Here is a 26824-nt window from a genome sequence, read left to right on the forward strand (position 1 = left end):
CCTGCACATCACCTTGTCGGGGTGGCGGAATGGCAGACGCGCTAGCTTGAGGTGCTAGTGCCCTTAACGGGCGTGGGGGTTCAAGTCCCCCCCTCGACACCATGAGAAGGGCCCGGGTCAGTGACCCGGGCCCTTCCTCGTGCAGTCGCGCGGTTGCCCTAGGCCATGGCCTCTTCGGCATGGTCGTGGGCCATCCGCTCGGCCACCTCGTGACCCGCCTTGCGGCTCTGCACCGCGATCTCCACGAGGTGTGCCAGGTTGGGGTTGATGTGAGCGAGGGTGAGGTCGACGAAGATCTCCGACAGCTCCATTCCGAGGATGTCGACGATATGCCGGCGCAGGTAGGGCTCCTCGTAGTCCCAGCCGTCCATCGGCGTTCCGGGACCGTACGCGCCGCCCCGGGCGCTCACGACGACGCACCGGCGACCCGACAGCGGGCGGGTGATGCCGAAGCCGGGAAAGAGCCGGATGTCCGTGTAGATGCGGTCGAGCCACGTCTTGAGCCCGGCGGGGATGCCGAGGTTGTAGAGCGGGGCGCAGAGCAGCACGGTGTGGGCCGCGAAGAGCTCGTCGGCGAGGGCTGCGGCCTCGGCCTGCGCTGTCGCCTGCTCGGGCGTGCGGAACTCGCTCGGCACGAACATGGCAGTGTGCTCGAGCTCGGTGAGGTAGGCAGGAGGCGAGAGGCCGACGTCGCGGCGCACGACTCGCGCCTCCGGCCGGGTCTCGCACCAGTGGCGCTCGAAGGTGTCCGCGATCTCGCGGGTGACGGAGTCGGTGGCGCGGATGCTGGCGTCGATGCGCAGCAGGGTGGGTGATGGAGCCATGGGATCTCCTCGGAGATGTCTCCACGGCGGACCGCCACCCGACCGACCCGGCCATGAAAGGTTGCGGTGCGCGGACGTCCCTGCCCGCACGTCTCAACGCTAGGAACCACGGGGAGATCCGGCAAGAGGACGAAAGCCCCACAACCACAAGGTTCTCTTGGTCCGCTCGCGCGAATGCCCCACGCCGACGCAAAGGCCCCGGACAGCGGTCGGCGACGACGCCACCGCCCGGGCACGACGCGCTGGGCAGACGGGCACGAGCGCCGCCCGTCGCGCACCGTACGCTGTGCCGCGTGACTTTCCTGCGCGCAGTGTGGACGCTGCTGCACCTGCGTGGCTTCCGCAGGCTCTTCCTCGCGCGCATCACGTCATCGTTCAGCGACGGCGTCTTCCAGGTGGCCCTGGCGAGCCACGTCCTCTTCAACCCCGAGAAGGCCGCCGACGCCCGCAGCATCGCGCTCGCCTTCGCCGTCGTGCTCCTGCCCTACAGCGTGCTCGGGCCGTTCGTCGGGGTGCTGCTCGACCGCTGGAACCGCCGTCGGGTGCTCGTCGTGAGCCAGCTCATCCGCGTCGTCGCCATGGTCGGGGTCGCCGCCTTGGTGATGAGCCCGGACACGGGCGTCCTCTTCTTCGCGCTCGTGCTGCTCGTGTTCTCGGTCAACCGCTTCATCCTCGCGGGCCTCGCCTCGGCCATGCCGCACGTCGTGAGCCGCGACCGCCTCGTCAGCGCCAACTCCGTCGCGCCGACCTGTGGCTCCATCGCCTACCTCCTCGGCGGCGCCGTCGGCACCGGGGTGCGGGCGCTGGGGGCGAGCGACCTCGTCGTCGTGCTCGCTGCCGCGACCGGTGTCCTCTGCGCGTCCTGGACGGCGAGCCGCCTGCCCTTCATCGGGCCGGACGACACGAGCGAGGCGCCGGCCCTGCGCGGTCTGGCCTCGTCGGTGCTCTCCGGCATCGTCGAGGCGGTCGTGCAGGGTCCGCACCGCGCCCGCCTGCTCCTCGTGCTCGTCTTCGTCACCCGCCTGCCCTTCGGCTTCTTCCTCCTCCAGTCGCTCCTGCTCTTCCGCGGGCCGTTCGAGCACGGCCATGGCGCCCTCGGCTTCACCGTCGCGGCGGTGGGCGCGGCCATCGGCTTCTCGCTCGCCGCGTTCGTCACGCCGTGGCTGGCCCCCCGTCTAGGCCCCGTGCCGTATGCCGCCCGCATGCTGGCGCTCGGAGCCGTCGTCTGCGCGGCGCTGGGTCTCCTGCTCACGCCGTGGGCCATCATCGTCATCGGCTTCGTCGTCTCCTTCACGTCGCAGTGCGTCAAGATCACCGTCGACTCGCTCATGCAGACCCACGTGCCCGACCACCTGCTCGGTCGCGCGTTCTCCGCCTACGACGTCGTCTACAACGCCGGAATGGTTGCGGCGGCCGCCCTCGGCGCCCTGCTCCTGCCGACCTCCGGGCTCGTCTGGTGGCCGCTCATCGGCTTCGCCGCCGTCTACGGCGCGACCGCGACCCTGCTCCCGCGGCAGTGGGCCCGGGTCGGCCGGCTCGACGACGCCCGGCCACTAGGCTGACCGGGTGCTGCCCGAGCTCACCGCCATCCGCTACGTGACGCCGCTCAAGGAGGGCGGCTCGCTTCCCGGCATCGTCGAGGCCGACGACGACGGCACCTACGTCCTGAAGTTCCGCGGGGCCGGTCAGGGGCTCAAGGTCCTCGTGGCCGAGGTCATCGTCGCCGGTATCGCCCGCCTCGTCGAGGTGCCCGTGCCCGACCTCGCGGTCATCGACCTCGACGCGCGCATCGCCCGCTACGAGGCCGACGAGGAGGTCCAGGACCTCCTCACCGCATCGGTGGGCACCAACCTCGGGGTCGACTACCTGCCGGGTTCGCTCGGCTACGACGGGTCGCGCCCGCCGTCGGCCGACCTCGCCGAGCGCATCATCTGGCTCGACGCCCTCACGGCGAACGTCGACCGCACGTGGTCCAACCCCAACCTGCTCGTGTGGCACGGCCGCACGTGGGCGATCGACCACGGGGCGGCGCTCTACTTCCACCACTCCTGGCCGGGCCGCGCACCCTCGCCGGAGCGCTTCGCGTCGCAGCCCTTCGACGCGAGCCGGCACGTGCTGCGCGACGTCGCCGGAGACGTCGGTCGCCGCCACGCCGAGCTGGCCGCGGCGCTGACGGACGACGCGATCGAGCGGGTCGTGGCCGACGTGCCCGACGAGTGGCTCGAGCCGACCGCCGAGCTCGCGGACGTCGCTGCGGTGCGTGCGGCATACCTGCTCATGCTCCGGGCGCGGCTGGGCTCACCCGCCGCGTGGCTGCCGGACGGAGTCGCAGCGTGAAGGGCTACCAGTACGTCCTGCTGCGACTCGTGCCACGCGTCGACCGCGAGGAGTTCATCAACGTCGGCGTCGTGCTCTACTGCCAGGACGCCGACTACCTCGACGCCGCATGGGAGCTCGACCCTGAGCGAGCCTGCGCGCTCTCCCCGGCCTGCGACCTCGACGGCGTGCGGGCGATGCTCGAGCGCGTGCGGGCCGTGTGCCGCGGCGAGACGGGACGCGGTCTGCCGAGCCTCGACAAGCGGGGACAACGCTTCGGCTGGATCATCGCGCCACGGTCGACCGTCGTGCAGCCGGGGCCGGTCCACGGTGGTCTCTGCGAGGACCCCGCGGCCGAGCTCGAGCGGCTCATGGAGCGCCTCGTCCGCACGGCCTAGGCCCGGCCACGATCGGTCGCGGGACTTCCTCGGACTCGTTCAGTCGCGGACCCGCAGCGACCACATCGCGACGGCCGCCGCGGCGGCGACGTTGAGGGAGTCGACGCCCCCGGCCATGGGGATGCGCACCGTGACGTCCGCGGCGGCCACGGTCCGGGCCGAGAGGCCGTCACCCTCGGCGCCGACGACGAGCGCGACCCGCTCGGGCGGGTCGGCCTCGAGGGACTCGAGCGACACGGAGTCGTCGGTGAGGGCCATCGCCACGACCGAGAACCCCAGCGCGCGCAGGCGCTCGACGCCCTGCGGCCACGGGTCGATGCGGGTCCACGGCACCTGGAAGACCGTGCCCATCGAGACCCGGATCGACCTGCGGTAGAGCGGGTCGGCGCAGCGGGGCGACACGAGCACCGCCTCGGCGCCCAGCGCCGCTGCGCTGCGGAAGATGGCGCCGACGTTCGTGTGGTCGACGACGTCCTCGACGACGACGATGCGGCGGGCTCCGGCCACGACCGCCTCGACGCTCGGCAGCTCGGGCCGCTGCATCGAGGCGAGGGCGCCCCGGTGCAGGTGGAAGCCGGTGCGGGCCTCGATGACGTCGTGCGCGGCTACGTAGACCGGGATGCCGTCGTCCTCGGCTGCCTCGACGAGGTCGGCGAGGTCGGTGACCCATCGCTCCGCCATGAGGTAGGAGCGCGGTCGGTGACCGGCGGCGAGGGCCCGGCGGATGACCTTCTGGCTCTCGGCGATGTAGAGCCCGCGCTCGGGCTCTGTCCGCCGGCGCAGGGCGACGTCCGTCAGCGAGACGTAGTCCTCGAGCCGCGGGTCGGCGGAGTCGGTGATCGCGATCGGCACCCCCACACCGTAGTTGGCGGGTGGCCGACCCCCTGTGCAGGGCTCGCGTTGCGCCGTGCCGGGGCTCGACGTCAGGAGAACCAGATGAGCTTGACGATGGCGACGACGCCGATGACGACGATGAGCGCCCGGAGCGCAGTGGGGGGTATGCGGCGGCCGACACGCGCACCGATGATGCCCCCGACGAAGGAGCCCACCGCGATGAGCAGCACGATGACCCAGTCGATCTCGTCGCGGGCGAACAGCACGAAGACCCCTGCGGCCACGACGTTGACCACGAGGGCGAGCACGTTCTTGTAGCCGTTGAGGCGCTGGAGCGGCTCGGTGCTGAGCGCGCTGAGGATGCCCATGAGCAGGACTCCCTGCGCCGCACCGAAGTAGCCGCCGTACATGCCGGCGACGAAGACACCGGCCCCCATCGCCGGCACGTGCCAGGCCGGCACGGACTCGCCCTCGTCGGGGGCCGCCCACTGCTGGATGCGGGGGCCGAGCACGACGAGGACGAGGGCGATGAGGATGAGCACCGGAACGATCGCCTGGAAGGCGCTCGCGGGCAGGACGAGCAGCAGCGACGCACCGATGACGGAGCCGACGAAGGACAGCGGGATGAGGCGGCGGACGGTCGCCGCACGGCCGGTCAGCTCGTGCCGGTAGCCCCAGGAGCCCGTGACTCCCCCGGCGACGAGGCCGATGTTGTTGGACACGTTGGCGACGAGGGGGTTGACGCCGAAGAAGAGCAGCGTCGGGAACGTGATGAGACTGCCCGACCCGACGACGGTGTTGATGAGGCCGGCCCCCGTGCCCGCCAGTGCGATGGCGAGGTAGGACCAGAACGACACCCGGTCACCCTACAAGGGTGGCGGGTGTCGTCCTCGTTGCGGTGCGGTGCTGATCACCAGGAGCGTGCTGCTCCAGCGTCAGCGCCGGGTGTTCAGCGCGCGGTCGGCTCCTCAGGAGTCTCGGGCGGCTCCGGCAGGTCGCCGGGAGCCGGCGCGACCGGGGGCACGGGAGCCGGCGGTGAGTACGGCGCACCTCCCATGGGCGGGGGCGCCTGCCCGGCCGGCGGCCGGATCGGCGGCTGCTGGCGACCGATGGGTGCCGCGTGCTCCGTCGACTCGGCGCTGGCCTGGGCCGCCTGACCGCGCGCCTCGGCGAGCGCCTTGGCGGGGTCCTCGAGGATGGTGCCCGCGAAGGCGTCCTCGAGCTCGTGCTCGCCGGCCCAGCTCTCGTCGTCGACGTCGGGCTCGGGCCGAGGCTCGGCACCGCCGAGCGCGCTGCCGATGCCCTTGAGGGCGTCGGTCAGCTCTGACGGGATGATCCACATCTTGTTGGAGTCGCCGCGGGCGAGCTGGGGCAGCACCTGGAGGTACTGGTAGGCGAGCAGCTTCTGCGTCGGCTTGCCGCGGTGGATGGCGGCGAAGACCTGCTGGATGGCGCGCGCCTGGCCCTGGGCCTCGAGGATCCGGGCCTGGGCCGAGCCCTCGGCACGCAGGATCTGGCTCTGCTTCTCACCCTCGGCGGTGAGGATGGCCGACTGCTTGAAGCCCTCGGCCGTGAGGATGGCGGCGCGGCGGTCACGCTCGGCGCGCATCTGCTTCTCCATCGTCTCCTGCACGGAGTGGGGCGGGTCGATCGCCTTGAGCTCGACGCGGTTGACACGGATGCCCCAGTTGCCGGTCGCCTCGTCGAGGACGCCACGCAGCTGGCCGTTGATCTGGTCGCGGCTCGTCAGGGCCTGCTCGAGGTCGAGCGAGCCGATGACGTTGCGCAGCGTCGTGACGGTGAGCTGCTCGATGCCCTGGATGAAGTTCGCGATCTCGTAGACGGCGGCCTTGGCGTCGGTGACGGAGTAGTAGATGACGGTGTCGATGTTGACGACGAGGTTGTCGCTCGTGATCACCGGCTGCGGCGGGAAGGTGACGACCTGCTCACGCAGGTCGATGTTGGCCCGCACCTTGTCGACGAACGGGATGAGGAAGTGGATCCCCGCCGTGAGCGTCTTGTTGTAGCTGCCGAGTCTCTCGACGATCTGGGCTGTCTGCTGCGGCACGATGCGCACGGTGCGCACGAGCACGATGATCGCCACGACGACGATGAGCAGCGGGATGATGAGTAGCGGGTCCACGACCTTCTCGACCTTCTCCCTGTGTGTCGACCGCTCCCCCGAGGGTGCGGCTGGTCGGACGGGCCGAGTGGACCGTCCGGGTGTCTGGCTGGCGCCAGGCGGTTCAGCTGCCCACGACGTGGGCCCGGCTGACGATGGCGGTCGCTCCGTCGATCGAGTCGACGACGACCTCCTCCCCCGGCTCGATGTTGTCTCGCAGGGTGCGGGCCGACCACGTCTCGCCCGAGAGCTTGACGCGTCCGCCTGCCGGTGTCACCCGGTCAATGGCGTAGGCCGAGCGGCCGACCTGGGCTGCGGCCCCCATGAGCTCGGGAGCCTTGGCGGTGAAGCGACGCTTCATCCACGGACGGACGATCGCGAGGAGCGCGACCGCCACGAGGGCTGCGACGACCGCCTGCACGACCGGACCGGCGCCGAACGCCGCGGCGACGGAGGCCCCGACGGCGCCGCCGGCGAGCATGAGGAAGGTGAAGTCGACGGTGACCGTCTCGATCGCGACCAGGACGAGGGCCACCCCGAGCCAGACCATCCATGCCTGTTCCGCGCCCACTGTGGCCACCCTGCCTTCCTGCGACGGTACGCCGACGGCCGACGTCCCCTGCGTCACTCGTGTAACGACTTCGATTGTGCCTCAGTTCCCCTGAGCCGCTGCGGCGGGGCGCGAACTCGTTCCGGTCACGTCTTGGCGCGGGCCGAGTAGCGCTCGCCGTGCTGCTCGAGCACGAGAGGCAGGCCGAAGGTCTCGCTGAGGTTCTCGGCGGTGAGGGTGAGCGGGATCGGACCGGCGGCGACCACCCGGCCGCCGCGGATCATGAGGACGTCGGTGAAGCCGGGCGGGATCTCCTCGACGTGGTGGGTCACCAGCACCATGGCGGGGGCCTCCGTGTCGGCCGCGAGGTCTCCGAGGCGGCGCACGAGGTCCTCGCGGCCGCCGAGGTCGAGCCCGGCGGCGGGCTCGTCGAGGAGCATGAGCTCCGGGTCGGTCATGAGGGCGCGGGCGATCTGGACGCGCTTGCGCTCCCCCTCGCTCAGCGTGCCGTAGTGCCGGTCGGCGAGGTGCTCGGCGCCGAGCGCCTTGAGCAGCTCCATGGCGCGGGCGTAGTCGAGGTCGTCGTACTGCTCGCGCCAGCGTCCGATGATGCCGTAGGACGCCGTCACGACGACGTTGCCGACGACCTCGTCGGCGGGGATGCGCTCAGCCATCGCGGAGCTCGCGAGCCCGATGCGCGGGCGGAGCTCGAAGACGTCGACGGCGCCCAGCACCTCGCCGAGGATGCCGGCGACCCCGGTCGTCGGGTGCATGCGCGCCGCGGCGATCTGCAGCAGCGTCGTCTTGCCGGCGCCGTTGGGGCCGAGCACGACCCAGCGCTCGCCCTCCTCGACCTCCCAGGTCACGTCCTCGATGAGGGTCGACGGTCCACGACGGACGGTGACACCGGCGAAGGCGAGGACGTCGCTCATGCCCCGACCCTATGGCACGCCCGCTGCCGTCTCGCCTGCGACACCGCCCTCCTGTCGGGGGTTCGTGCACCGACCTACGATGACTGGGTGTCCGAGCTCCCCGCCTCCGTCCGCCTCGCCCTCTGGGTGACGGCGGCGTGGCGCGGAGACCTGCCCACCCGAGACGCCCTCGCGCAGTCGTTCCCCGACCTCGACCACGTGGCCGGCGACCTGGCACGCCTCGACGTCTGGCGTGACCTCGGCGAGGGGGCGCTCTTCGTGGCCCTTCCGCGCCCCGGCGACGTCAGCGGTATGCCGCGGGCGTCCACCGCAGCCACCGCCCACGCCGCCGAGGCCGGCGAGTGCGTCTACGTGGCCGGCATCGGCGGCCTGCTCGTGCCGACGCTGACGTCGTTCGGCCCCGAGGGCGACACTGGCCATCGCATCGACTGGACGGCCTACGACGCAGACCCGGTCCCCCGCCACCGGCTCGAGATGCTCGACCTGCGCGACGTCGAGCGCACCCTGATGACGCGCCTCGCGGAGCACACGGCGAGGCTCGCTGACATCGGCGGCCAGCCCTGGGGTCAGGAGGCGCGTGCGGCAGCGGAGTCCGACCTCGACACCAGGCTCTGGGGCGTGCCCCGCACGACCCCCGGACGCGCCCTGCGCATCATGTCGCTGGCGGGCACCGCGTCGCAGCTCGCCGAGCGCGCCACGAGCCTCACGGCCCTCGGCTCCAGCGGCGTCGACACCGCGACGATGACGTCCCGCTCGGCCGCCCTGCGCTCCCTCGGCGGTGACGCCGACACCGCGCTCGCACAGGCGACCAACGTCGCCGTCATGACGCTCGCCGGCTGGCGGCCGGCCTAGACCTCGTCGAGAGCCGCGAGCAGCGCTCTGGCGTAAGCGCGCTCGGCCTCGATGTCGGCGTGGCGCTCGACGGAGCCGTCAGGTCGACTGACCGACACGGCATACCCCCCGTCGAGCTGTTCGAGCATGACGAAGGTGTCACCGAGGAGGTCGCGCAGCTGGTCCTCACGGGGCAGCCAGACGGCCTTGTCCTGCTCGATGCTGTCGAGCGCCCACTCGGTCGTGCCGTTGAAGCCGATGACGTCACCGGTCTTGAAGTGGTGGACGTCGACGGTGAGGTCGCTGATGACGAAGACCTCCTCCTCCATGCCCGAGACGGGCAGGACGAAGCGGTCCCCGGCGCGCGGGGTCCACTCGAGGCCGGCGGTGCGAAGGCGTCGGGCAAGCTCGATCGGCAGCATGACTCATCCTCACATCCGTCCGGCCGCGCCTCAAGGTCGGTAGATTCGCGGGCATGACCGACGCGCCCGCCCTCCAGCCCCTCGACGAGTCGACCTTCGAGACGGTGCTGTGCGTGGCGGCCCATCCCGACGACCTCGAGTACGGCCTGGCCGCAGCCGTCGACAAGTGGGTGCGCGCCGGCAAGACGGTGACCTACCTGCTCGCCACCCGCGGCGAGGCCGGCATCGACACGATGGACCCCGCGGAGGCCGGACCGGCCCGCGAGCAGGAGGAGCGCGACGGTGCCGCTGAGGTCGGCGTCGAGGTCGTGGAGTTCGTCGACGGCTTCGACGACGGCGTCGTCGAGCACGGCCTGCCCCTGCGCCGGGCCATCGCGCGCGAGATCCGCATCCGACGCCCCGACCTGCTCGTCACGCTGACGTATGCCGACCGCTTCCCCGGCGGGCAGGTCAACCAGGCCGACCACCGGGCAGTGGGGCTCGCGGTGCTCGACGCCAAGGCCGACGCCGGCAACCGGTGGATCTTCCCCGACCTCGTCGACGAGGGCCTCGAGCCGTGGCAGGTGCGCCAGCTGCTCATCGCCGTCGACCCCGAGCCGTCGCACTACGTCGACGTGTCTGACAACTTCGACGCGGCTGTTGCGTCACTGTCAGCGCACGCCGCCTACCTCAAGGCGCTCGGCCCTGAATACCCTTCTCCCGCAGACTTGCTGGGGAGCATTCTCGGTGGGCCCGCCGAGGTTGTGGGCGTGCCGTATGCCGTCACCGGCCGGCTCATCGGCTGACGCGCGAGCCGGCCGCCGACACACGACGGTCAGGCCGCCCGCCAGCGTCGCTCAGCTGCCGAGGACCGAGCGGTAGACCTCGAGCGTGCGGTCGCCGATCGACGCCCACGAGAAGGACTCGACGGCCCGGGTGCGACCGGCCCTGCCGAACGCGGAGGCCCGGTCGACGTCGGACACGGCCTCGTTGAGGGCCGCGGCGAGATCAGCGACGAAGCGCTCCGGGTCGACGGGTGTGCCGGTGCCGTCCTGGACCTGCTCGATCGGCACGAGCCACCCCGTCTCGCCGTCGACGACGACCTCGGGGATGCCGCCGGTCGCCGTGGCGACGACGGGCAGCGCGCACGCCATCGCCTCGAGGTTGACGATGCCGAGCGGCTCGTAGACGGAGGGGCACGCGAAGACCGTGCCGTGGCTCAGCAGGGCGATGACCTCGGCGCGCGGCAGCATGTCGGGGATCCAGACGACCCCCTCGCGCTGCGCGCGCAGGTCGTTCATGAGCCCCTCGACCTCGGCGAGGATCTCGGGGGTGTCCGGCGCGCCGGCACACAGCACGAGCTGGACGTCCGGAGGCAGCTCGGCGCAGGCACGCAGGAGATAGGGCAGGCCCTTCTGGCGCGTGATCCGTCCGACGAAGACGACGGAGCGCTTGTCGGGGTCGACGCCGTGACGGCGCACCGTCTCCGTCGCCTCGGGCGACCGGTCCGCCGCCCACAGCTGGGAGTCGATCCCGTTGTGCACCACGTGAACTCGGGCCGGGTCGAGCGACGGGTAGCTCTTGAGGATGTCCTCGCGCATGCCGGCGCTCACCGCGACGACGGCGGCCGCGCCCTCGTAGGCGGTGCGCTCGGCCCAGGACGAGACGCGGTAGCCGCCACCGAGCTGCTCGGCCTTCCAAGGGCGCATCGGCTCGAGCGAGTGGGCGGTCACGACGTGCGGCATACCGCCGAGGAGCGAGGCGAGGTGCCCGGCCATGTTGGCGTACCACGTGTGCGAGTGCACGAGGTCGGCGCCGACGCAGTCGCCGGCCATGCTGACATCCACGCCGAGGGTCTGCAGGGCGGCGTTGGACTGCGCGAGCTCCGGCAGGTCGGCATACGCCGTGGTGCCTGTCTCCTCGCGCGGCGCGCCGAAGCAGCGCACCTGCACGTCGATGCCACCGCGTTCACGAAGAGCCCTGACGAGCTCGGCCACATGGACGCCGGCGCCTCCGTAGATGGCCGGGGGGTACTCCTTGCTGAGGATGTCGACGCGCACGGTCCGACCCTAGCCCGCAGACCATCCCGAGGCGCGGAAAGCCGGAGCCATTCCGCGCGCTGGACCTGCCGGTGCGCCGATGTTGGCCCTAGGGTGGCGTCCATGGCCCGACGAAGCGCTGCCGGTGGTCCCAAGGTCCTTGCGATCGTCCTCGCGGGAGGTGAGGGCAAACGACTCATGCCGCTGACGGCCGACCGTGCCAAACCGGCCGTGCCCTTCGGCGGGATCTACCGCCTCATCGACCTCGCCCTGTCCAACGTCGTCAACTCGGAGTACCGCAAGGTCGTCGTGCTGACGCAGTACAAGTCGCACAGCCTCGACGCCCACGTGACGAAGACCTGGCGCCTGTCGACGCTGCTCGGCAACTACATCACCACGGTGCCGGCGCAGCAGCGCGTCGACAAGAACTGGTACCTCGGCAGCGCCGACGCGATCTACCAGAGCCTCAACCTCGTGCACGACGAGCGTCCCGACATCGTCGTCGTCGTCGGCGCCGACCACGTCTACCGCATGGACTTCAGCCAGATGGTCGACCAGCACATCGAGTCCGGCGCCGCCTGCACCGTCGCGGCGATCCGCCAGCCGATCTCGATGGCCGACCAGTTCGGTGTCATCGAGGTCGACCCCGAGGACCCCCTGCGCATCGCCGCCTTCCGCGAGAAGCCCTCCGACCCGCAGGGCCTGCCCGACAACCCGGGCGAGATCCTCGCGTCGATGGGCAACTACGTCTTCACGGCGTCGGCGCTCGAGGAGGCCGTGGTCCGCGACCACGAGCGCGAGGGCAGCAAGAACGACATGGGCGGCGACATCGTGCCCGACTTCGTCAGCCGTGGTGAGGCGGCCGTCTACGACTTCGGCATCAACGAGGTGCCGGGCGCCACCGACCGCGACCGCGGCTACTGGCGCGACGTCGGCACGATCGAGTCGTACTACGACGCGCACATGGACCTCATCTCGATCCACCCGGTCTTCAACCTCTACAACTACGACTGGCCGATCTACACGAGCCACAGCCCCTACCCACCGGCGAAGTTCGTGCACGGCAGCGGCGACCGCATCGGCGAGGCGCTCAACTCGGCGGTCTCGCCCGGCGTCGTCGTGTCCGGCGCCCACGTCTACGCCTCGGTCCTCTCGCCGCTCGTCAAGGTGCACTCCTACGCGAGCCTCCAGGGCTCGGTGCTGCTCGACAACGTCGAGGTGCACCGGCACGCCCAGATCCGCCGCGCGATCATCGACAAGAACGTCGTCGTTCCGGAGGGCGCCCAGATCGGCATCGACCACGAGCACGACCGCGCAAGAGGCTTCCACGTCACCGAGACGGGCATCGTCGTCGTCGGCAAGGGCCAGACCGTCACGCGGTGACGTGACGGCGCGCCATGACCTCTGAGACCGGAGAGACCACCATCGACGAGCAGGCCGCTCCGACAAGCACATCCGACCCTCGGCCGGCCCGCGTCGGCATCCAGGTGCCGCCGCAGCACGCCACCTGGGCAGAGATCCGTCGCACCGTCGCGACGCTCGAGGAGATGGGGGTCGACGTCCTGCTCAACTGGGACCACTTCTTCCCTCTGAGCGGTGACCGCGGCGGCCTGCATTTCGAGTGCTGGACGATGCTCGGCGCGTGGGCCGAGTCGACCGAGAGCGTCGAGATCGGCGCCCTCGTGACGTGCAACAGCTACCGCAACCCGAGCCTGCTCGCCGACATGGCGCGCACCGTCGACCACATGAGCGAGGGCCGGCTCATCCTCGGCATCGGGTCGGGCTGGGCGCAGCTCGACTACGACGAGTACGGCTACGAGTTCGGCACGGCCGGCAGCCGCCTCGACGACCTCGACCGCGACCTGCCGGTCATCCGCGAGCGCTGGACGAAGCTCAACCCCGCGCCCACCCGCGACATCCCCATCCTCATCGGCGGCGGGGGTGAGAAGAAGACGCTGCGCATCGTCGCCGAGCACGCCAGCATCTGGCACGGCTTCGGTGGCCCCGAGGAGATCGCGCACAAGCACCGCGTGCTCGACGCGTGGTGTGCGCGCCGGGGACGCGACCCCCTCGAGATCGAGCGCTCGGCCGGCGTGGCCTTCGTGCCGGGGCGCAACCCCGACCAGTCGGGCGACTACGCGAGCAACGCCCAGCAGCTGCACGACGTCGGCACGCGACTCTTCACTGCGAGCGTCGCAGCCGCCGACCCCGACCTCGGCCGGGTGCGCGACCTGCTCCAGTGGCGTGACGACGTCAACCGAGCCACGGGCGACCCCACGGCCTGAGCGGCAGCAGCCATCCGGCATACCCCCTCGGTGCCGTATGCCGGATGGCCGGGCGCGCGCGCCGGCCGCCTCACTACCCTGACCGGGTGACCGAAGCGAGCGCACCGTCCCAGCCGACCGACGACGGGGCAGACGGCCACACCCTGAGCATCACCGTGACGGGTGACGACCGGCCCGGTGTCACGGGCACCCTGCTCAGTGCCGTCTCCGGCGTCGGCGCCGAGGTGCTCGACATCCAGCAGGTCGTCGTGCACGGCCACCTCACCCTCACCCTGCTGCTCCGGCCCGGATCGCACGTCGAGCAGCTGCGCGACTCCGCCGCCGTGGCCGCGCACCGGCTCGGCCTCGTGCTGACCGTCACCGAGGGCAGCGGCGACAACGCCCGGCCGCGCCAGGGCCGGGCTGCCGTCGTCGTGCTCGGCGCTCCCCTGCGGGCCAGCGCGGTCTCGCGCGTCACGACCCGGATCGCCGAGCACGGCGCCAACATCGACCGCATCCGGCGCCTCTCGCGCTACCCCGTGACGACGGTGGAGTTCGACATCTCCGGGGCCGACGTGCCGTCGCTGCGCACCGAGCTCGCGCTCGTCGCGACGACCGAGGGCATCGACATCGCGGTCGCCCCCGGTGGCCTCGCTCGCCGGGGGCGTCGCCTCGTCGTGCTCGACGTCGACTCGACGCTCATCCAGCAGGAGGTCATCGAGCTGCTCGCTGCACACTGCGGCCGCGAGGCCGAGGTCGCCGAGGTCACGGCGCGGGCGATGGCCGGCGAGCTCGACTTCGAGGAGTCGCTCCGGGCGCGCGTGGCCACCCTCGCCGGCCTTCCGGCGTCGGTGCTCGACGAGGTGCGAGACGCTGTCGAGCTGACGCCGGGAGCCCGCACGCTCGTGCGCACCCTCAAGCGGCTCGGCTTCACGGTGGGTCTCGTCAGCGGCGGGTTCATCGAGATCGTCGGCGCGCTCGCCGACGACCTCGGCATCGACCACGCACGTGCGAACCGTCTCGAGATCGAGGACGGCCACCTCACCGGGCGCGTCGTCGGCGAGGTCGTCGACCGGGCCGGCAAGGCACGCGCCCTGCGCGAGTTCGCGGAGCAGGAGGGGCTGCCGCTCAGCCGGACCGTGGCCATCGGCGACGGCGCCAACGACCTCGACATGCTCGACGCCGCAGGACTCGGAGTCGCCTTCAACGCCAAGCCGATCGTGCAGGAGCAGGCGCAGACCTCGGTCAACGTGCCCTACCTCGACTCGGTGCTCTACCTGCTCGGCATCTCGCGCGAGGAGATCGAGGAAGCCGATCTCGACGACGGCACGCCGACCCACGCTCCTCCGGTCCCTCACGCGTCTCACTAGGCTGGACCGATGCAGAGCGTGACATCGTCCGGATCGAGCCAGCGGTCCACCCCACGCCGCACCCTGCTCATCATCGGGGGCGCCGAGGACCGCATCGGGAGGTCGGTCGTCCTCAAGCGCTTCGTCAAGCTCGCCGGCGGGCGCCGGTCGCACATCGTCGTCATCCCGACCGCGTCGTCCTTCGCGCAGGAGGTCTCCGAGGCCTACCGCGACGTCTTCACCCGGCTGCGCGGCGGCGAGGTGTCCGTCGTCCACCCGGCCACGCGGCGAGAGGGAGGCGACCCGGAGCTCGTGGCCGCCCTCGACTCGGCCACCGGTGTCTTCCTCACCGGTGGCAGCCAGGTCAAGCTCGCCCAGAACGTCGTCGGCACCCCGGTGGGCGACGCGATCGTGCGCGCCTACGAGCGGGGGGCCGTGGTGGCAGGCACCTCGGCCGGCGCCTCGATCATGAGCCGCTACATGATCTCGCTCGGCGAGGAGGGCCTGACCCCCCGCCAGCGCGCCAGCCAGATCTCGGCCGGGCTGGGTCTCGTCGAGGACGTCATCATCGACCAGCACTTCGACCAGCGCGGTCGCTACGGCCGTCTCATGTCGATGGTCGCGGCCTCCCCCAACCTGCTCGGCATGGGCATCGACGAGAACACCGCCGCCGAGATCCGCGATGCCAAGGTCATGTCGGTCATCGGGGCGGGCGCGATCTTCGTCGTCAACGCTCGCAACGCCATCACCGACGCCCCCGACGCGCGCCGCGGCGCCCCGCTGCTCGTTTCCGGAGCGGTGGTGCACACGCTGCCCACGGGCAGTACCTTCGACCTGCAGCACGTGGAGCTGACCGCGTTCGTCGAGCGCCACCCGGACATCGAGGGGGCGGTCGTCCCCGCGAAGGTCCGCGCCGCGCGCTCCACCCCCAGCAGCGCTGCTCACTGAGCCCCACGAGCAGTCCGTTCCAGACGACCCGCAGGAGGAGTTCCATGGCCGTCGAGGTCCCCACCCCCACCGGTCCGGCCCGCCCGGACCTCACGATCCTCGAGACGCGGATCTACCGGGGCCCCAACATCTGGTCCTACCAGCAGGCCATCCACCTCGTCGTCGACCTCGGTTCTCTCGAGGACTACCCCACCGTGTCGCTCCCGGGCTTCACCGAGCAGCTGCTCGAGGCCGTGCCCGGGCTCTACAACCACACCTGCTCCCGTGGACGCCGAGGCGGGTTCGTCGAGCGGCTCCACGAGGGAACCTGGCTCGGCCACGTCGCCGAGCACGTCGCCCTCCAGCTGCAGACGCTGGCCGGCCACGAGTCGCGGCGCGGCAAGACGCGCGCGGTCAAGGGAGTGCGCGGCCGCTACAACGTCGTCTACAGCTACACCGACGAGACCGTCGGCGTCGCGGCTGGCAAGCTGTCGGTCCGGCTGCTCAATCACCTCGTGGCCCCCGAGGACGGCTTCGACTTCGAGACCGAGTTCAACGCCTTCCTGCGCCAGGCGGAGCGCGTGGCCTTCGGTCCTTCGACGGCGGCCATCCTCGAGGAGGCCGCATCGCGCGACATCCCCTTCATCCGGCTCAACTCCGCCTCGCTTGTGCAGCTCGGCCAGGGCGTGCACGCCCAGCGCATCCGGGCCACGATGACCTCCAAGACGGGCGCCCTGGCCGTCGACATCGCCAGCGACAAGGACCTCACGACCAAGCTGCTCGGGTCGGCGGGGCTCCCCGTGCCCAAGCAGGAGTCGGCCCGCACGATGCGCGGCACCGTCGAGGCGGCCCGCCGCATCGGCTTCCCGGTCGTGGTCAAGCCGCTCGACGGCAACCACGGACGCGGGGTCTGCCTCAATCTCATGAACGACGCCGACGTCGAGAAGGCCTACGACATCGCCAAGGCGGAGTCGCGTCGCGGCACGATCATCGTCGAGTCCTTCGTCACCGGGCGCGACTACCGGTGCCTCATCGTCGGCGGCAAGATGCAGGCGATCGCCGAGCGGGTGCCGGCACACGTCATCGGCGACGGCACGAGCACGGTGTCCGAGCTGGTCGACATCACGAACGCCGACCCGCGCCGCGGCGTCGGCCACGAGAAGGTCCTGACCAAGATCCGGGTCGACGCGAACGCCGAGGAGATCCTCGCCGGGCAGGGCTACACCCTGGCGTCCGTGCCGCCCGAGGGCGAGATGGTCAAGCTCGCCCTGACGGGCAACATGTCGACCGGCGGCATCTCGATCGACCGCACGTTCGACGCGCACCCCGACAACGTCGAGATCGCCGAGGAAGCCGCGCGCATGGTCGGTCTCGACGTCGCGGGCATCGACTTCATCTGCCCCGACATCACCTACCCCGTGCGTGAGACGGGTGGCGCGATCTGCGAGGTCAACGCCGCTCCCGGCTTCCGAATGCACACGCATCCCACGGTGGGAGAGCCCCAGTTCATCGCAAAGCCGGTCGTCGACCTGCTCTTCCCGCCCGGCGCGCAGTCGCGGGTGCCGATCGTGGCGGTGACCGGAACCAACGGCAAGACGACGACCTCGCGCATGATCGCCCACATCTTCAAGGGCCTGGGGCGCAAGGTCGGCATGACCTCGACCGACGGCGTCGTCATCGACGAGCGGCTCGTCATCAAGGCCGACGCCTCGGGGCCGCGCTCGGCGCGGATGGTCCTGCAGAACCCCCGCGTCGACTTCGCCGTCATGGAGGTCGCCCGTGGTGGCATCCTGCGCGAGGGCCTCGGCTACGACCGCAACGACATCGCCGTCGTGACGAATGTCCAGCCGGATCACCTGGGGCTCAAGGGAATCGACACCCTGCGCCAGCTTGCCGACGTCAAGGCCGTCATTGTCGAGGCCGTGCCTCGCGACGGCTTCGCCGTCCTCAACGCCGACGACCCGCACGTGCGCAACATGCGCCGCCGGTGCTCCGGAGGCATCGTCTGGTTCACGATGGCCGAGCCGGGCAGCGAGGTGCGCGACTTCGTCGACGACTACTGCCGTCGCGGTGGTCGCGCCGTCGTGCTCGAGCCGAGCGAGCGCGGCGAGATGATCGTCATCAAGCACGGCCGGCGGAGCATGCAGCTCGCCTGGACCCACCTGCTCCCCGCCACCTTCGGCGGAGCCGCCCGCTTCAACGTGGCGAACTCCCTGGCAGCAGCAGGCGCCGCCTTCGCCGCGGGCGCGCCGCTGCACGACATCCGTCAGGGACTGCGCACCTTCGCCACGACCTACTACCTCTCCCCCGGCCGCCTCAACCTCATCGAGGTGGGCAACGCCGACGTCTTCGTCGACTACTGCCACAACGCAGCCGGCATGAAGGAGCTCGGCGCCTTCGTCGACCGCTACGCCGCGCAGAAGCAGGGCCAGCACGACCTGACGAAGACCTCGCGCATCGGCATGATCGGCGCCGCCGGCGACCGCCGCGATGACGACATGCGCGAGCTCGGCCACGTCGCCGCCCAGCACTTCGACGTCATCGTCATCCGCGAGGACGAGCGGCTTCGCGGCCGCAAGCCCGGCGAGACGGCGGCCCTCATCGCGGAGGGTGCCCACACGGCCATTCAGGAAGGGGCCCGGTGCCGGCAGGTGGAGGTCGTGCTCGACGAGCTCGAGGCCACCCGTCACGTCCTGGCCCGCACCAACCCGGGCGACCTCGTCGTCATGTGCGTCGACCAGCACGCCATGGTGGTCACCGAGCTCGAGGAGCGCACCAAGCACGCGCAGGCCGGCGCCCGCATCGGTCTGCCCAGCGCCGCCACGAGCGACCCCGACCTCGACCCGACCACCCTCACCTCCACGGCGGAGGCAGAGGGCACCGAGGCCGAGGGCGAGGCCCTTGCCGTCGTCCCCGGCGAGACCCACCCACCCCTCGACGACACGGCCATCTGAGCTCAGCCCGGCTCGAGTGCCCGGTTCCCGACGCCTCACCGCGTCGGCGGCCGGGCACTCGCCGTCGAGGGCACGTCAAGAGAACCTCGATGTCATGTCGAGCGCCAGGGCCCGCGCGTCTCACCCCGCAAGAGGTGGGCACTCGGCTGAGAAGGCGTCGGTTCAGTCGGCGTGCGGTGGGGCGAGCTCGTCCGCGTAGGCGCGCAGGGCACGACGGTAGGACTGCGTGTCGACGTCCGTCGTCGCCTCGAGCGATGCGCGGATGAGGTCGGCGACGGCCTGCCGCTCCTGACCGAGGTCGGCCTGCACGAGCGCCCGGAACATGATGGCCGCCGTGTTGTGCGGCCGTGCCTCGAGGACCTCGTCCACGATCGGGGCGGCCTCGGCGGCGCGGCCGACGACCCGCAGGCTCGAAGCGAGCTGGAGCTGGGCGCGGTGACGGTGCGGCTCCTTGAGACCGGCCGCCAGCGCCTGCTCGTAGAGACCGATCGCCGCCTGCTCGTCACCGGCGGAGTCCCTCGCGCCGGCCAGCTCGAAGACGAGGCGGGCATCCCCCGGGTGGTCGTCGACGAGCTGCTGCGCCTCGGTGACCCGCGCTGCCGCGTCGTCCATGCTCCAGAGGGCGGCGATCTCCGACTCGAGCTCGTGCTCGCCACGCGCTGCGACCACCTTGCGACGGATCGTGCGCGCGTCGTCGACCGTGCCACCGTGCTCGCGAATCCAGGCGTCGACCTCGGCGCGCTCGGCGTGGCACATGAGGGCGATGACGTCGCCGGCGTGCGCGTGCGGTGCGAGGGCCTCGAGCGAGGCGAGCTCCGTGCCGTAGCCGGGCACGTCGAGGACGCCGACCTTGGCGAGCCCCTCGCGGAAGAGGTCGAGCAGGTCGTCGGCGTCGCGTCCGCGCAGGTAGTGACGGGCGATCTTGAGGGCGACCTCCTCGGCGCCGCGGCCGGCGATCTCGCCCATCGCGATGATGGCCTCGTCGGTGCGGTCACCCGCACACCCGAGGCTGAGGCGCACCGCCCCGCCGGGCGCCGCAAGACCGCGGGCCACCTCGAGCAGCGCCTCGAGGCCCGCCTCGTTGTGGGCCATGTCCATGATGATGGTGGCCCGGCCACCCGTCTCGAGCGGGAGCGAGTAGGTGTTGAGGCGACCCCAGTTGTGCTCGGGGTCGGGTGCGAAGGTGCGCAGGCCCTCGATGACGGCCGAGCGCGCCACCCCGAGACCCAGGGCGGCGGCGGCGCCTGCGAGGGCGTTGGCGATGTTGTTGTGGGACAGGCCCGAGAGGGTCATCGGCACGTCGACGATCTTGACGAGACGATCGGGGTCGCCGTTCTGCGACAGCACGACGATCTCGCCGTCGAGCACGGTGATGCCGCGGCCGCCCTGGTTGATCGACTCCCACAGCGCGGGCGAGGCCGGGTCGAGGCTGAAGGCCCACGGCTTCGCCTTGATGCCGTGCCGCATCGCCCAGACGCGCGGGTCGTCGCCGTTGAGCACGACCCACCCCTCGGGCTTGGTCACCGTCGTGACGATGGCCTTGACCTCGGCGAGCTGGTCGAGGGTGTCGATCCCCTGCAGGCCGAGGTGGTCGGCGCTGACGTTCGTGACGACGCTGACGTCGTTGGCGGTGACGCCCATCCCCTTGAGCAGCATGCCGCCCCGGGCGGTCTCGAGGATGCCGATCTCCAGACCGGGCGTCTCGAGCACTCCTCGGGCGCCGGCCGGGCCGGAGAAGTCGCCGGCCTCCTTGGTCTCGCCCATGACGACGACGCCGTCGGTCGAGCTCCACGCGGTGCGCAGGCCGGCGGTCATGCACATGTGCGCCATGAGGCGCGTCGTCGTCGTCTTGCCGTTGGTGCCGGTCACAGAGGCGACCGGGACCCGCGGGGTGAGGACGCTGGGCGGAGGTCCGTCCGGCGAGGCGAGGATGACGGCGCCCGCCGCCTCGATGACCTCGTCGGAGCGCCGCGACGGGTCGAGCAGCCCCGCGAGCATCGCGCCGATCTGCTCACCCGCCACCTGGCCGCGGGTGCGGTGCACCCAGGGGAAGGCGATGACGACGTCGTCGACGGTCTGGCCGGCCCGCACCCGCACGCCCAGGCGCCCGACCCCGATCTCGGAGCCGACCCGCTTGGTCACGGTGCGGATGACCCGCATGACGAACCGCTGCCGCAGGGCGCTGCCTCGGCGCCCGGGGCGGGCGGCCCGCATCCCGAGCCGCCTCGCCAGCGCCTCGGCCTCGGTGCGCCGCATGGCCAGGTAGCCGTGCAGGTGGAGGCTGACCTTGATGGTGGGGCGGGGGAAGTAGAGGTTGGGGCCCTCGAGCACCCGCACCTCGTCGACGCGCACCCCGGGCACCTCGACAGGCACCCCGGCAGCTACGTCCGTGGCCACGTCGGCAGGCGTCGCGCCGGTCGTCGTCGGCCTCGTAGCGGTCGGCGGGGCGCTGTCGGAGCCGGTGCCTGGCTCGGACGTCAGGGCAGGGGTGGAGGGGCTACCGGCGTCGGGCATGGGCAGGACTCTAGCGAGCCGACGGCGTGCCCGCTGCGCCACGCCCACGCCTCATCAGAAGGTCACTGACCCATCGCGTGGACGCCGCCGTCGACGTGCACGATCTCTCCCGTCGTGGCCGGGAACCAGTCCGACAGCAGGGCCGCGCAGGCCTTGGCGGCCGGCTCCGGGTCGTTGACGTCCCAGCCGAGCGGCGCCCGGTCGTCCCAGATCTTCTCGAACTGCTCGAAGCCCGGGATCGACTTCGCCGCAGTCGTGCGGATCGGGCCTGCGGCGACGAGGTTGCAGCGCACGTCCTTGGGGCCGAGGTCGCGGGCGAGGTAGCGGTTCGTCGACTCGAAGGCGGCCTTGGCGACGCCCATCCAGTCGTAGACGGGCCAGGCGAACTTGGCGTCGAAGGTGAGGCCGACGACACTGCCGCCCCCGGACATGAGCGGCAGGCACGCGACGGCGAGCGACTTGAGGCTGTAGGCCGAGATCTGCACCGCCGTCGAGACGTCCTCCCACGTGCCCTCGAGGAAGTTGAAGGCACCCTGGGGCGCGAAACCGATCGAGTGCAGCACGCCGTCGAGCCCGTCGACGTGCTCGCGGAGCCGGTCGGCCAGCGTGTCGAGGTGCTCCTGGTCGGAGACGTCGAGCTCGATGACGACGGGCGTCTCGGGCAGTCGCTTCGCGATGGTCTGGGTGATCTTCATCGTCCGGCCGAAGGAGGTGAGCACGACGGTCGCGCCCTCCTGCTGCGCGATCTTCGCGACGTGGAAAGCGATCGAGCTGTCCATGAGGACGCCGGTGATGAGGAGCTTCTTGCCTTCGAGGATTCCCATGCCTGCGACTTTCTCTTGTGGTGAGGAGGCTTGCTGCACAAGGCGCTTCACGGCATACGGGCGTATGCCGTGTGTCGGGGTCAGTGCCCCATGCCGAGCCCGCCGTCGACGGGGATGACGGCGCCGGTGATGTAGGCGGCGTCGTCGCTCGCGACGAAACGCACGACGGAGGCGACCTCCTCCGGGGTGGCGAACCGGCCCGCGGGGATGCTGGAGAGGTAGGCCTTCTTCTGGTCGTCGGGCAGCACCGCTGTCATCTCGGTGTCGATGAATCCGGGCGCCACGACGTTGGCGGTGATGCCGCGGCCACCGAGCTCTCGCGAGATCGACCGGGCCAGGCCGACGAGGCCCGACTTGGACGCGGCGTAGTTGGTCTGGCCGGGTGAGCCGTAGAGGCCGACGACGCTGCTGATGAGCACGATGCGGCCGCGGCGCTTGCGGATCATTCCCGTCGCGGCGCGGCGGGCGCAGCGGAAGGCCCCGGCGAGGTTGGTGTCGATGACGCTGTCGAACTCCTCGTCGGTCATGCGCATGAGGAGGGTGTCCTTCGTGATGCCGGCGTTGGCGACGAGCACCTCGACCGGACCTCCGAAGACCTGCTCCGCCTCGGTGAACGCCGCGTCGACCGACGCGGAGTCGGTGACCTCGCAACGCACCGCGGTCAGCCCCTCGGGCGGCTCGCCGGACCGCTGGGTGATGACGACGTTGTCGCCACCTGCGACGAACGCCCGGGCGATGGCAAGCCCGATGCCGCGGTTGCCTCCCGTGACGAGCACGTTGCGGGGGGTCTTCTCCTGCGCCTCTGCGGTCACTGCGCTCCTCCTCGGCCGGCTGTGCCGGCGGTCGATGCCTGACCCGCAACCTAACGGACTACCGAAGGGTAGACAGCCTCGTGGCCGACCACCGGGCAGCGAACTATCGTAGAGAGGTGGCAAGACCCCAGAACGAGCCCGTGGTGCACAGCGTCACCTCGGCTGCCAGCTCCACCTCCGACGACCAGGACCAGCGCGTCAAGCGCTACCTGACGATGATGGGCATCCGCGTGCTCTGCTTCGGCCTCGTCTTCGTCACGACGGGGTGGCTGCGCTGGGCTGCGGTCGCCGGCGCGGTGCTCATCCCCTACTTCGCGGTGATCGTCGCGAATGCGGTCCGCCCCCGCCAGGCCGGCTCGATCCAGGCCGTCACGCCGCCGTTGGATCGCACCCAGCGCCTCGGACGGTGAGTGGGAGCGACGTCGCGCCTGACGACGAGCACGTCTGCAGCGCCAAGGGGTGCCGGCAGGCCGCTGCCCACGCCGTCATCTGGCGCAACCCCAAGCTGCACACGCCCGAGCGGCGCAAGGTCTGGCTGGCGTGCGACCAGCACCGTCAGTCGCTCGCCGACTTCCTTGCCCTGCGGGGCTTCCTCATCGAGGTCGTCGAGGTCGCGGAGCTGACCGACGCCGACGGGTGACCCGCCCGGCACCGTCTTCGGAGACCATGAGCCCGCCGGACGACGGGCGCGCGCCCCTCAGTCCGTGAGGGCTGCGAGGAACACCTTGTCGAGGTCCTCGGCCTGCCGGGCGACGTAGGCCTCGCCGCGGGTCACGTCGGCGAACGTGCGCAGGGTGGCGGCGTCGGCCGCGCCGCCGAGGGCGATGCTGAGGATCCGGACGGGGCGGTCCCCGCCTGCGAGCGGCCTCAGCCTGCCCAGCACCTGCTCGAGGGTGGCGCTCCCGGGGTCCTCGTTCTTGCCGTCGCTGATGAGGATGATCGTGTTGTCGCCCGGACGCCAGCTGCGCTGCGCGGTGTCGGCGGCGGCGATGACGGTGTCGTAGAGACCGGTCGCACCGTCGGCGCGCAGGCCGGCGACCGACTTCTGCAGCACCTGCATCGCCGGCGTCGCCCCGATCGTGCGCGACGGCGGACCGAGGTCGAGGACCGAGGTGTAGTCGGCCCGGTTGTCATTGCGCGAGAAGGTCCACAGACCGACGTTGGTGCGGTCCGAGAAGAGTGGCAGCGACGCCGAGATCGCCTGCTTCGCGAGGTCGAGGCGAGTGGCGTTGCCGGCGGCGGCGACTCGCTCGTTCATCGACCCGGACGTGTCGAGGACGACCATGACGGAGCCCTGCCGGTCGACCGCAGTCCACCCCTGCAGTGCCCGCGCGAGCTTCCACGAGCTCGGCCCTGCCGGGGTGTAGCGAGGCTCGGAGGCGACGGCACCGTCGGTGATGTCCGACTCGGTCTCGAGCCGCGGGGTGCGCCAGCCTGCGGCCGCGAACTGGCCTGCGGCCTGGCCGGAGACGATGAAGACGGCGAACCGGTCGAGGGCCGCCTGCTGCTGCGGTGTCACCCAGCCGGCGCGGACCGTGATGAGCGGGACCTCGTTGGGGTAGATGCCGTCGGTCGGATAGAGAGCGACGAGCGGAACGCGTGGCGACGAGGCGTTGAAGGTGCGCACGGCGTGCTCCGTCGTCGGCAGGAGCGAGGCGGAGCGGAGGACCTCGGCGACCGGCTTCGTCGTGTCGCGCAGCGGGGCGAAGACCTTCTCTGCATCGGCGTGGAGGGTGGCGAGGGCGCTCTGGGCCTGGAGCAGGCTCCGGCGGGTGGCATCGGCGGTGTCCGCCTGAGACACGACACCGTCGGTGAGGCTCACCATGGCGCTGAGGCTCGCGGCATCCGTCAGGGGGTCCTGCCAGCTGATCCGAGCCCTTCCCCAGTCTGCGTGCCCGCGCGTGGCCCAGCCCGCAGGGTTGCGCCCGAGCTCGAGCAGCTGTGCCCAGCTCGGCTGGGTCACGGGCCACCCGAGGGCCTCGGCCATCGGCCGCGGAGCTGCCACCACGACGGGACTCACGGCGACCACGGGGAACGACGGCGAGAGCGCCTTGGCCAGCTCCGGGCGTCGTGACAGCACCTCGCTCCAGATGCTGGCGTCGGGCATCCACGCCGTCGGCGCGTTCGCCCCGCCGCCCGCCTCGAGCGCGGTGCGCAGGGTGTCACCGAACGCCTCGGGCTCGGTGGCCACAACCTTCGTCGTCGTGCACCGCCCGTCGACGAGCGACTCGGTGCCGCTGTCGAAGTCGGCGGCGGCCTTGGCGAGGACGGGCGCCAGCGAGGGTGATGCCGCCACCGTGAGCGGCACGCGGGTCGGGCCGCAGGCCAGCGCGGCATCGGCGCCGTCGTCGTCCGGCCGGAGCAGCGCGAAGGCGCCGAGACCGACGACGAGGGCGGCGACCAGCCCGAGGACCACGAGACGGACGGAGCGCCGCGACGCGCGCCCGGGGGCACGGTGGCGGCCGCCGCCTCGACGCTCGGTCGCCGAGGGCGCACCGGCGGCGGCCGGCTTCTCGGTCAGGCTTCGCTCGTAGGGGCCCATGGGGCGTGACGGATGGTCGGGCTCTTGCTCCACGGCGGCCTCCGGGCGACGCAGTTGCCGTAAAGGCTGACGTGGACCACGCGGTCCCCGTCCCGGTCGCGGCAGCCAGCCAATTGCGGGCATCGTACACAAGCGCGCCATGGACGGGAGGTGCTGCCCATGGACTGCCCACGGACTGCCCAAGGACTACCCGGGTGCTCCCCCACGACTCGCCGCGGCCAGTGGGGGCGTCCGGTACCCCTTCTGCAGGTCGACGCGCCGCCGCGCCTCCCTCCCGTATGCCGTATGCCGAGCGGCCGAGTGCCCGTGCAGCGTCGGAGCGCGTCAGCCCCCGATGGCCGACATCGGCCGGTCCGGCTGCACGAAGTCCGGCCCGTCGATGCCGTGACCGCGGCGCTTGCGCCACATCTCGCCCCGGATGAGCCCGAGCAGCTCGTCATCGGTCGCGCCGTCGCGCATCGGGCCACGCAGGTCGGTCTCGGTCGTCGAGAAGAGGCAGTTGCGCACCTGGCCGTCGGCCGTCAGGCGCGTGCGGTCGCACGCAGCGCAGAAGGGCTGCGAGACGCTCGCGATGATGCCCACCGTGGCGGGCCCTCCGTCGACGAGGAAGCGCTCCGCCGGCGCGCTCCCCCGGTCGGCGGCCGGGAGCGGCGTCAGGGTGAACCGTTCGGAGAGCCGGGCGCGGATCTCCTCGGCACTGACCATGTCGCTGCGCTCCCACGCGTGCTGGGCGTCGAGCGGCATCTGCTCGATGAACCGCAGCTCGTAGCCGCGGTCGAGGCACCACGAGAGCACGTCGGCGACATCGGCGTCGTTGATGCCGCGCATCGCGACGGCGTTGACCTTGACCGGGGTCAGACCGGCGTCAGCAGCGGCCTTGAGGCCCGCTTCGACATCGGAGAGCCTGTCGCGGCGCGTGAGGTGGGTGAAGGTCTCGGAGTCGATGGTGTCGAGGCTGACGTTGACGCGGTCGAGGCCGGCCGCGGCGAGCCGCCCCGCCAGACGGTCGAGCCCGACCCCGTTGGTCGTCATGGCGATCCGCGGGCGTGGGCGCAGCGCTGCGATCGCCGCGACGACATCCACGAGCGACCGCCGGAGCAGCGGCTCACCGCCGGTCAGGCGCACCTGGGTGATCCCGTCGCGCACGAAGAGTCCGACGATGCGCAAGAGCTCCTCGTCGCTGAGCATGTCGGGCTTGGGCATCCACGGCAGCCCCTCCGCCGGCATGCAGTAGGTGCAGCGCAGGTTGCAGCGGTCGGTGACCGACACCCGGAGGTCGCGGGCCACCCGCCCGAACTGGTCGGCCAGTCCCGTGAGGCCGGCAGGGCGTGTCTGCGCGGCCGACCGGAACGTCGGGTCGGGGAGGCGGATCATGGGTTCCACTGTAGGCC

The 26824-nt window shown here is 71.5% G+C and carries 25 protein-coding genes and 1 tRNA gene; 13 read left to right on the forward strand and 13 right to left on the reverse strand.

Annotated elements, in window-relative coordinates; all coding sequences use genetic code 11:
* Window positions 1–15 precede the first annotated feature (15 nt).
* Window positions 16–102 (forward strand) — tRNA-Leu (locus FHX52_RS05600).
* 56 nt (window positions 103–158) lie between these two features.
* On the opposite strand, the gene FHX52_RS05605 is transcribed toward FHX52_RS05600, so the two are convergent.
* Window positions 159–824 (reverse strand): FMN-dependent NADH-azoreductase, encoded by a 666-nt coding sequence (locus FHX52_RS05605; protein WP_141820663.1) that lies wholly within the window; start codon window positions 822–824, stop codon window positions 159–161.
* Between the two features lie 293 nt (window positions 825–1117).
* Here FHX52_RS05605 and FHX52_RS05610 point away from each other — a divergent pair, with 293 nt between their 5' ends.
* From FHX52_RS05610 to FHX52_RS05620, 3 genes are read left to right on the forward strand one after another with little or no spacing between them, the layout of a single operon-like run.
* On the forward strand, window positions 1118–2386 hold the full coding sequence (locus tag FHX52_RS05610; RefSeq protein WP_141820665.1) for an MFS transporter: 1269 nt from the start codon (window positions 1118–1120) through the stop codon (window positions 2384–2386).
* Window positions 2387–2390: 4 nt separating this feature from the next.
* Window positions 2391–3161: a HipA family kinase gene (locus tag FHX52_RS05615; protein ID WP_141820667.1), complete on the forward strand. Its 771-nt coding sequence runs from the start codon at window positions 2391–2393 to the stop codon at window positions 3159–3161.
* The gene (locus FHX52_RS05620) at window positions 3158–3538 is read left to right on the forward strand and encodes a DUF3037 domain-containing protein (protein ID WP_141820669.1); all 381 of its coding nucleotides are present in this window, start codon (window positions 3158–3160) and stop codon (window positions 3536–3538) included. The genes FHX52_RS05615 and FHX52_RS05620 overlap by 4 nt, the downstream gene beginning before the upstream one ends.
* Before the next feature lie 39 nt (window positions 3539–3577).
* Here the strand turns inward: FHX52_RS05620 and FHX52_RS05625 are convergent, their stop codons facing one another.
* The 5 genes from FHX52_RS05625 to FHX52_RS05645 all read right to left on the reverse strand — a co-directional run bounded on the left by FHX52_RS05625 (window position 3578) and on the right by FHX52_RS05645 (window position 7976).
* Window positions 3578–4390, reverse strand: a complete 813-nt coding sequence (locus FHX52_RS05625; protein ID WP_141820671.1) for a TrmH family RNA methyltransferase — start codon at window positions 4388–4390, stop codon at window positions 3578–3580.
* A 71-nt stretch (window positions 4391–4461) separates the two neighbouring features.
* Entirely contained in the window at window positions 4462–5229 is a 768-nt protein-coding gene (locus FHX52_RS05630; RefSeq protein ID WP_141820673.1) for a sulfite exporter TauE/SafE family protein, read from the reverse strand.
* Window positions 5230–5321: 92 nt separating this feature from the next.
* A complete protein-coding gene (locus tag FHX52_RS05635; protein WP_141820675.1) occupies window positions 5322–6515 on the reverse strand; it encodes an SPFH domain-containing protein in 1194 nt (397 codons plus the stop codon).
* Window positions 6516–6618: 103 nt separating this feature from the next.
* Window positions 6619–7065, reverse strand: a complete 447-nt coding sequence (locus FHX52_RS05640; RefSeq protein WP_246069627.1) for an NfeD family protein — start codon at window positions 7063–7065, stop codon at window positions 6619–6621.
* A gap of 125 nt (window positions 7066–7190) precedes the next feature.
* On the reverse strand, window positions 7191–7976 hold the full coding sequence (locus tag FHX52_RS05645; protein WP_141820677.1) for an ABC transporter ATP-binding protein: 786 nt from the start codon (window positions 7974–7976) through the stop codon (window positions 7191–7193).
* An 87-nt stretch (window positions 7977–8063) separates the two neighbouring features.
* Between FHX52_RS05645 and FHX52_RS05650 the strand changes: the two genes are divergently transcribed.
* Entirely contained in the window at window positions 8064–8828 is a 765-nt protein-coding gene (locus FHX52_RS05650) for a hypothetical protein (protein ID WP_141820679.1), read from the forward strand.
* Here the strand turns inward: FHX52_RS05650 and FHX52_RS05655 are convergent.
* Window positions 8825–9229, reverse strand: coding sequence for a pilus assembly protein CpaE (locus FHX52_RS05655; protein ID WP_141820681.1), 405 nt, complete (start codon window positions 9227–9229; stop codon window positions 8825–8827). The genes FHX52_RS05650 and FHX52_RS05655 overlap by 4 nt on opposite strands.
* A gap of 53 nt (window positions 9230–9282) precedes the next feature.
* Here FHX52_RS05655 and FHX52_RS05660 point away from each other — a divergent pair, with 53 nt between their 5' ends.
* The gene (locus tag FHX52_RS05660; protein WP_141820683.1) at window positions 9283–10014 is read left to right on the forward strand and encodes a PIG-L deacetylase family protein; all 732 of its coding nucleotides are present in this window, start codon (window positions 9283–9285) and stop codon (window positions 10012–10014) included.
* A 51-nt stretch (window positions 10015–10065) separates the two neighbouring features.
* Here FHX52_RS05660 and glgA read toward each other — a convergent pair whose 3' ends face one another.
* Window positions 10066–11268: a glycogen synthase gene (gene glgA / locus FHX52_RS05665; RefSeq protein WP_141820685.1), complete on the reverse strand. Its 1203-nt coding sequence runs from the start codon at window positions 11266–11268 to the stop codon at window positions 10066–10068.
* Between the two features lie 102 nt (window positions 11269–11370).
* Between glgA and glgC the strand changes: the two genes are divergently transcribed.
* The 5 genes from glgC (at window position 11371) to cphA (ending at window position 18741) form a co-directional block, all read left to right on the forward strand.
* On the forward strand, window positions 11371–12630 hold the full coding sequence (glgC, locus tag FHX52_RS05670) for a glucose-1-phosphate adenylyltransferase (protein WP_141820687.1): 1260 nt from the start codon (window positions 11371–11373) through the stop codon (window positions 12628–12630).
* A 14-nt stretch (window positions 12631–12644) separates the two neighbouring features.
* Window positions 12645–13532, forward strand: coding sequence for an LLM class F420-dependent oxidoreductase (locus tag FHX52_RS05675; protein WP_246069628.1), 888 nt, complete (start codon window positions 12645–12647; stop codon window positions 13530–13532).
* Between the two features lie 86 nt (window positions 13533–13618).
* Window positions 13619–14881, forward strand: a complete 1263-nt coding sequence (gene serB, locus FHX52_RS05680) for a phosphoserine phosphatase SerB (protein WP_141820689.1) — start codon at window positions 13619–13621, stop codon at window positions 14879–14881.
* A gap of 9 nt (window positions 14882–14890) precedes the next feature.
* Complete coding sequence (locus FHX52_RS05685; protein WP_141820691.1) at window positions 14891–15808, forward strand: cyanophycinase; 918 nt, start codon at window positions 14891–14893, stop codon at window positions 15806–15808.
* Between the two features lie 44 nt (window positions 15809–15852).
* Entirely contained in the window at window positions 15853–18741 is a 2889-nt protein-coding gene (gene cphA, locus FHX52_RS05690; protein WP_141820693.1) for a cyanophycin synthetase, read from the forward strand.
* Window positions 18742–18903: 162 nt separating this feature from the next.
* Here cphA and FHX52_RS05695 read toward each other — a convergent pair whose 3' ends face one another.
* The 3 genes from FHX52_RS05695 to fabG all read right to left on the reverse strand — a co-directional run bounded on the left by FHX52_RS05695 (window position 18904) and on the right by fabG (window position 22891).
* On the reverse strand, window positions 18904–21255 hold the full coding sequence (locus FHX52_RS05695) for a tetratricopeptide repeat protein (protein ID WP_141820695.1): 2352 nt from the start codon (window positions 21253–21255) through the stop codon (window positions 18904–18906).
* A 62-nt stretch (window positions 21256–21317) separates the two neighbouring features.
* Entirely contained in the window at window positions 21318–22079 is a 762-nt protein-coding gene (fabI, locus tag FHX52_RS05700) for an enoyl-ACP reductase FabI (protein WP_141820697.1), read from the reverse strand.
* Window positions 22080–22159: 80 nt separating this feature from the next.
* Entirely contained in the window at window positions 22160–22891 is a 732-nt protein-coding gene (gene fabG / locus FHX52_RS05705; RefSeq protein ID WP_185747095.1) for a beta-ketoacyl-ACP reductase, read from the reverse strand.
* 116 nt (window positions 22892–23007) lie between these two features.
* On the opposite strand from fabG, the gene FHX52_RS05710 reads away from it, so the two are divergent.
* Window positions 23008–23301 (forward strand): DUF3099 domain-containing protein, encoded by a 294-nt coding sequence (locus tag FHX52_RS05710; protein ID WP_141820699.1) that lies wholly within the window; start codon window positions 23008–23010, stop codon window positions 23299–23301.
* Complete coding sequence (locus FHX52_RS05715) at window positions 23298–23531, forward strand: hypothetical protein (RefSeq protein WP_141820701.1); 234 nt, start codon at window positions 23298–23300, stop codon at window positions 23529–23531. The genes FHX52_RS05710 and FHX52_RS05715 overlap by 4 nt, the downstream gene beginning before the upstream one ends.
* 57 nt (window positions 23532–23588) lie before the next feature.
* Here the strand turns inward: FHX52_RS05715 and FHX52_RS05720 are convergent, their stop codons facing one another.
* Complete coding sequence (locus FHX52_RS05720; protein ID WP_185747096.1) at window positions 23589–25433, reverse strand: substrate-binding domain-containing protein; 1845 nt, start codon at window positions 25431–25433, stop codon at window positions 23589–23591.
* Window positions 25434–25757: 324 nt separating this feature from the next.
* Complete coding sequence (gene moaA / locus FHX52_RS05725; protein WP_141820705.1) at window positions 25758–26807, reverse strand: GTP 3',8-cyclase MoaA; 1050 nt, start codon at window positions 26805–26807, stop codon at window positions 25758–25760.
* Window positions 26808–26824 lie beyond the last annotated feature (17 nt).

The sequence above is a fragment of the Humibacillus xanthopallidus genome, assembly GCF_006717145.1.
Lineage (GTDB): Bacteria > Actinomycetota > Actinomycetes > Actinomycetales > Dermatophilaceae > Humibacillus > Humibacillus xanthopallidus.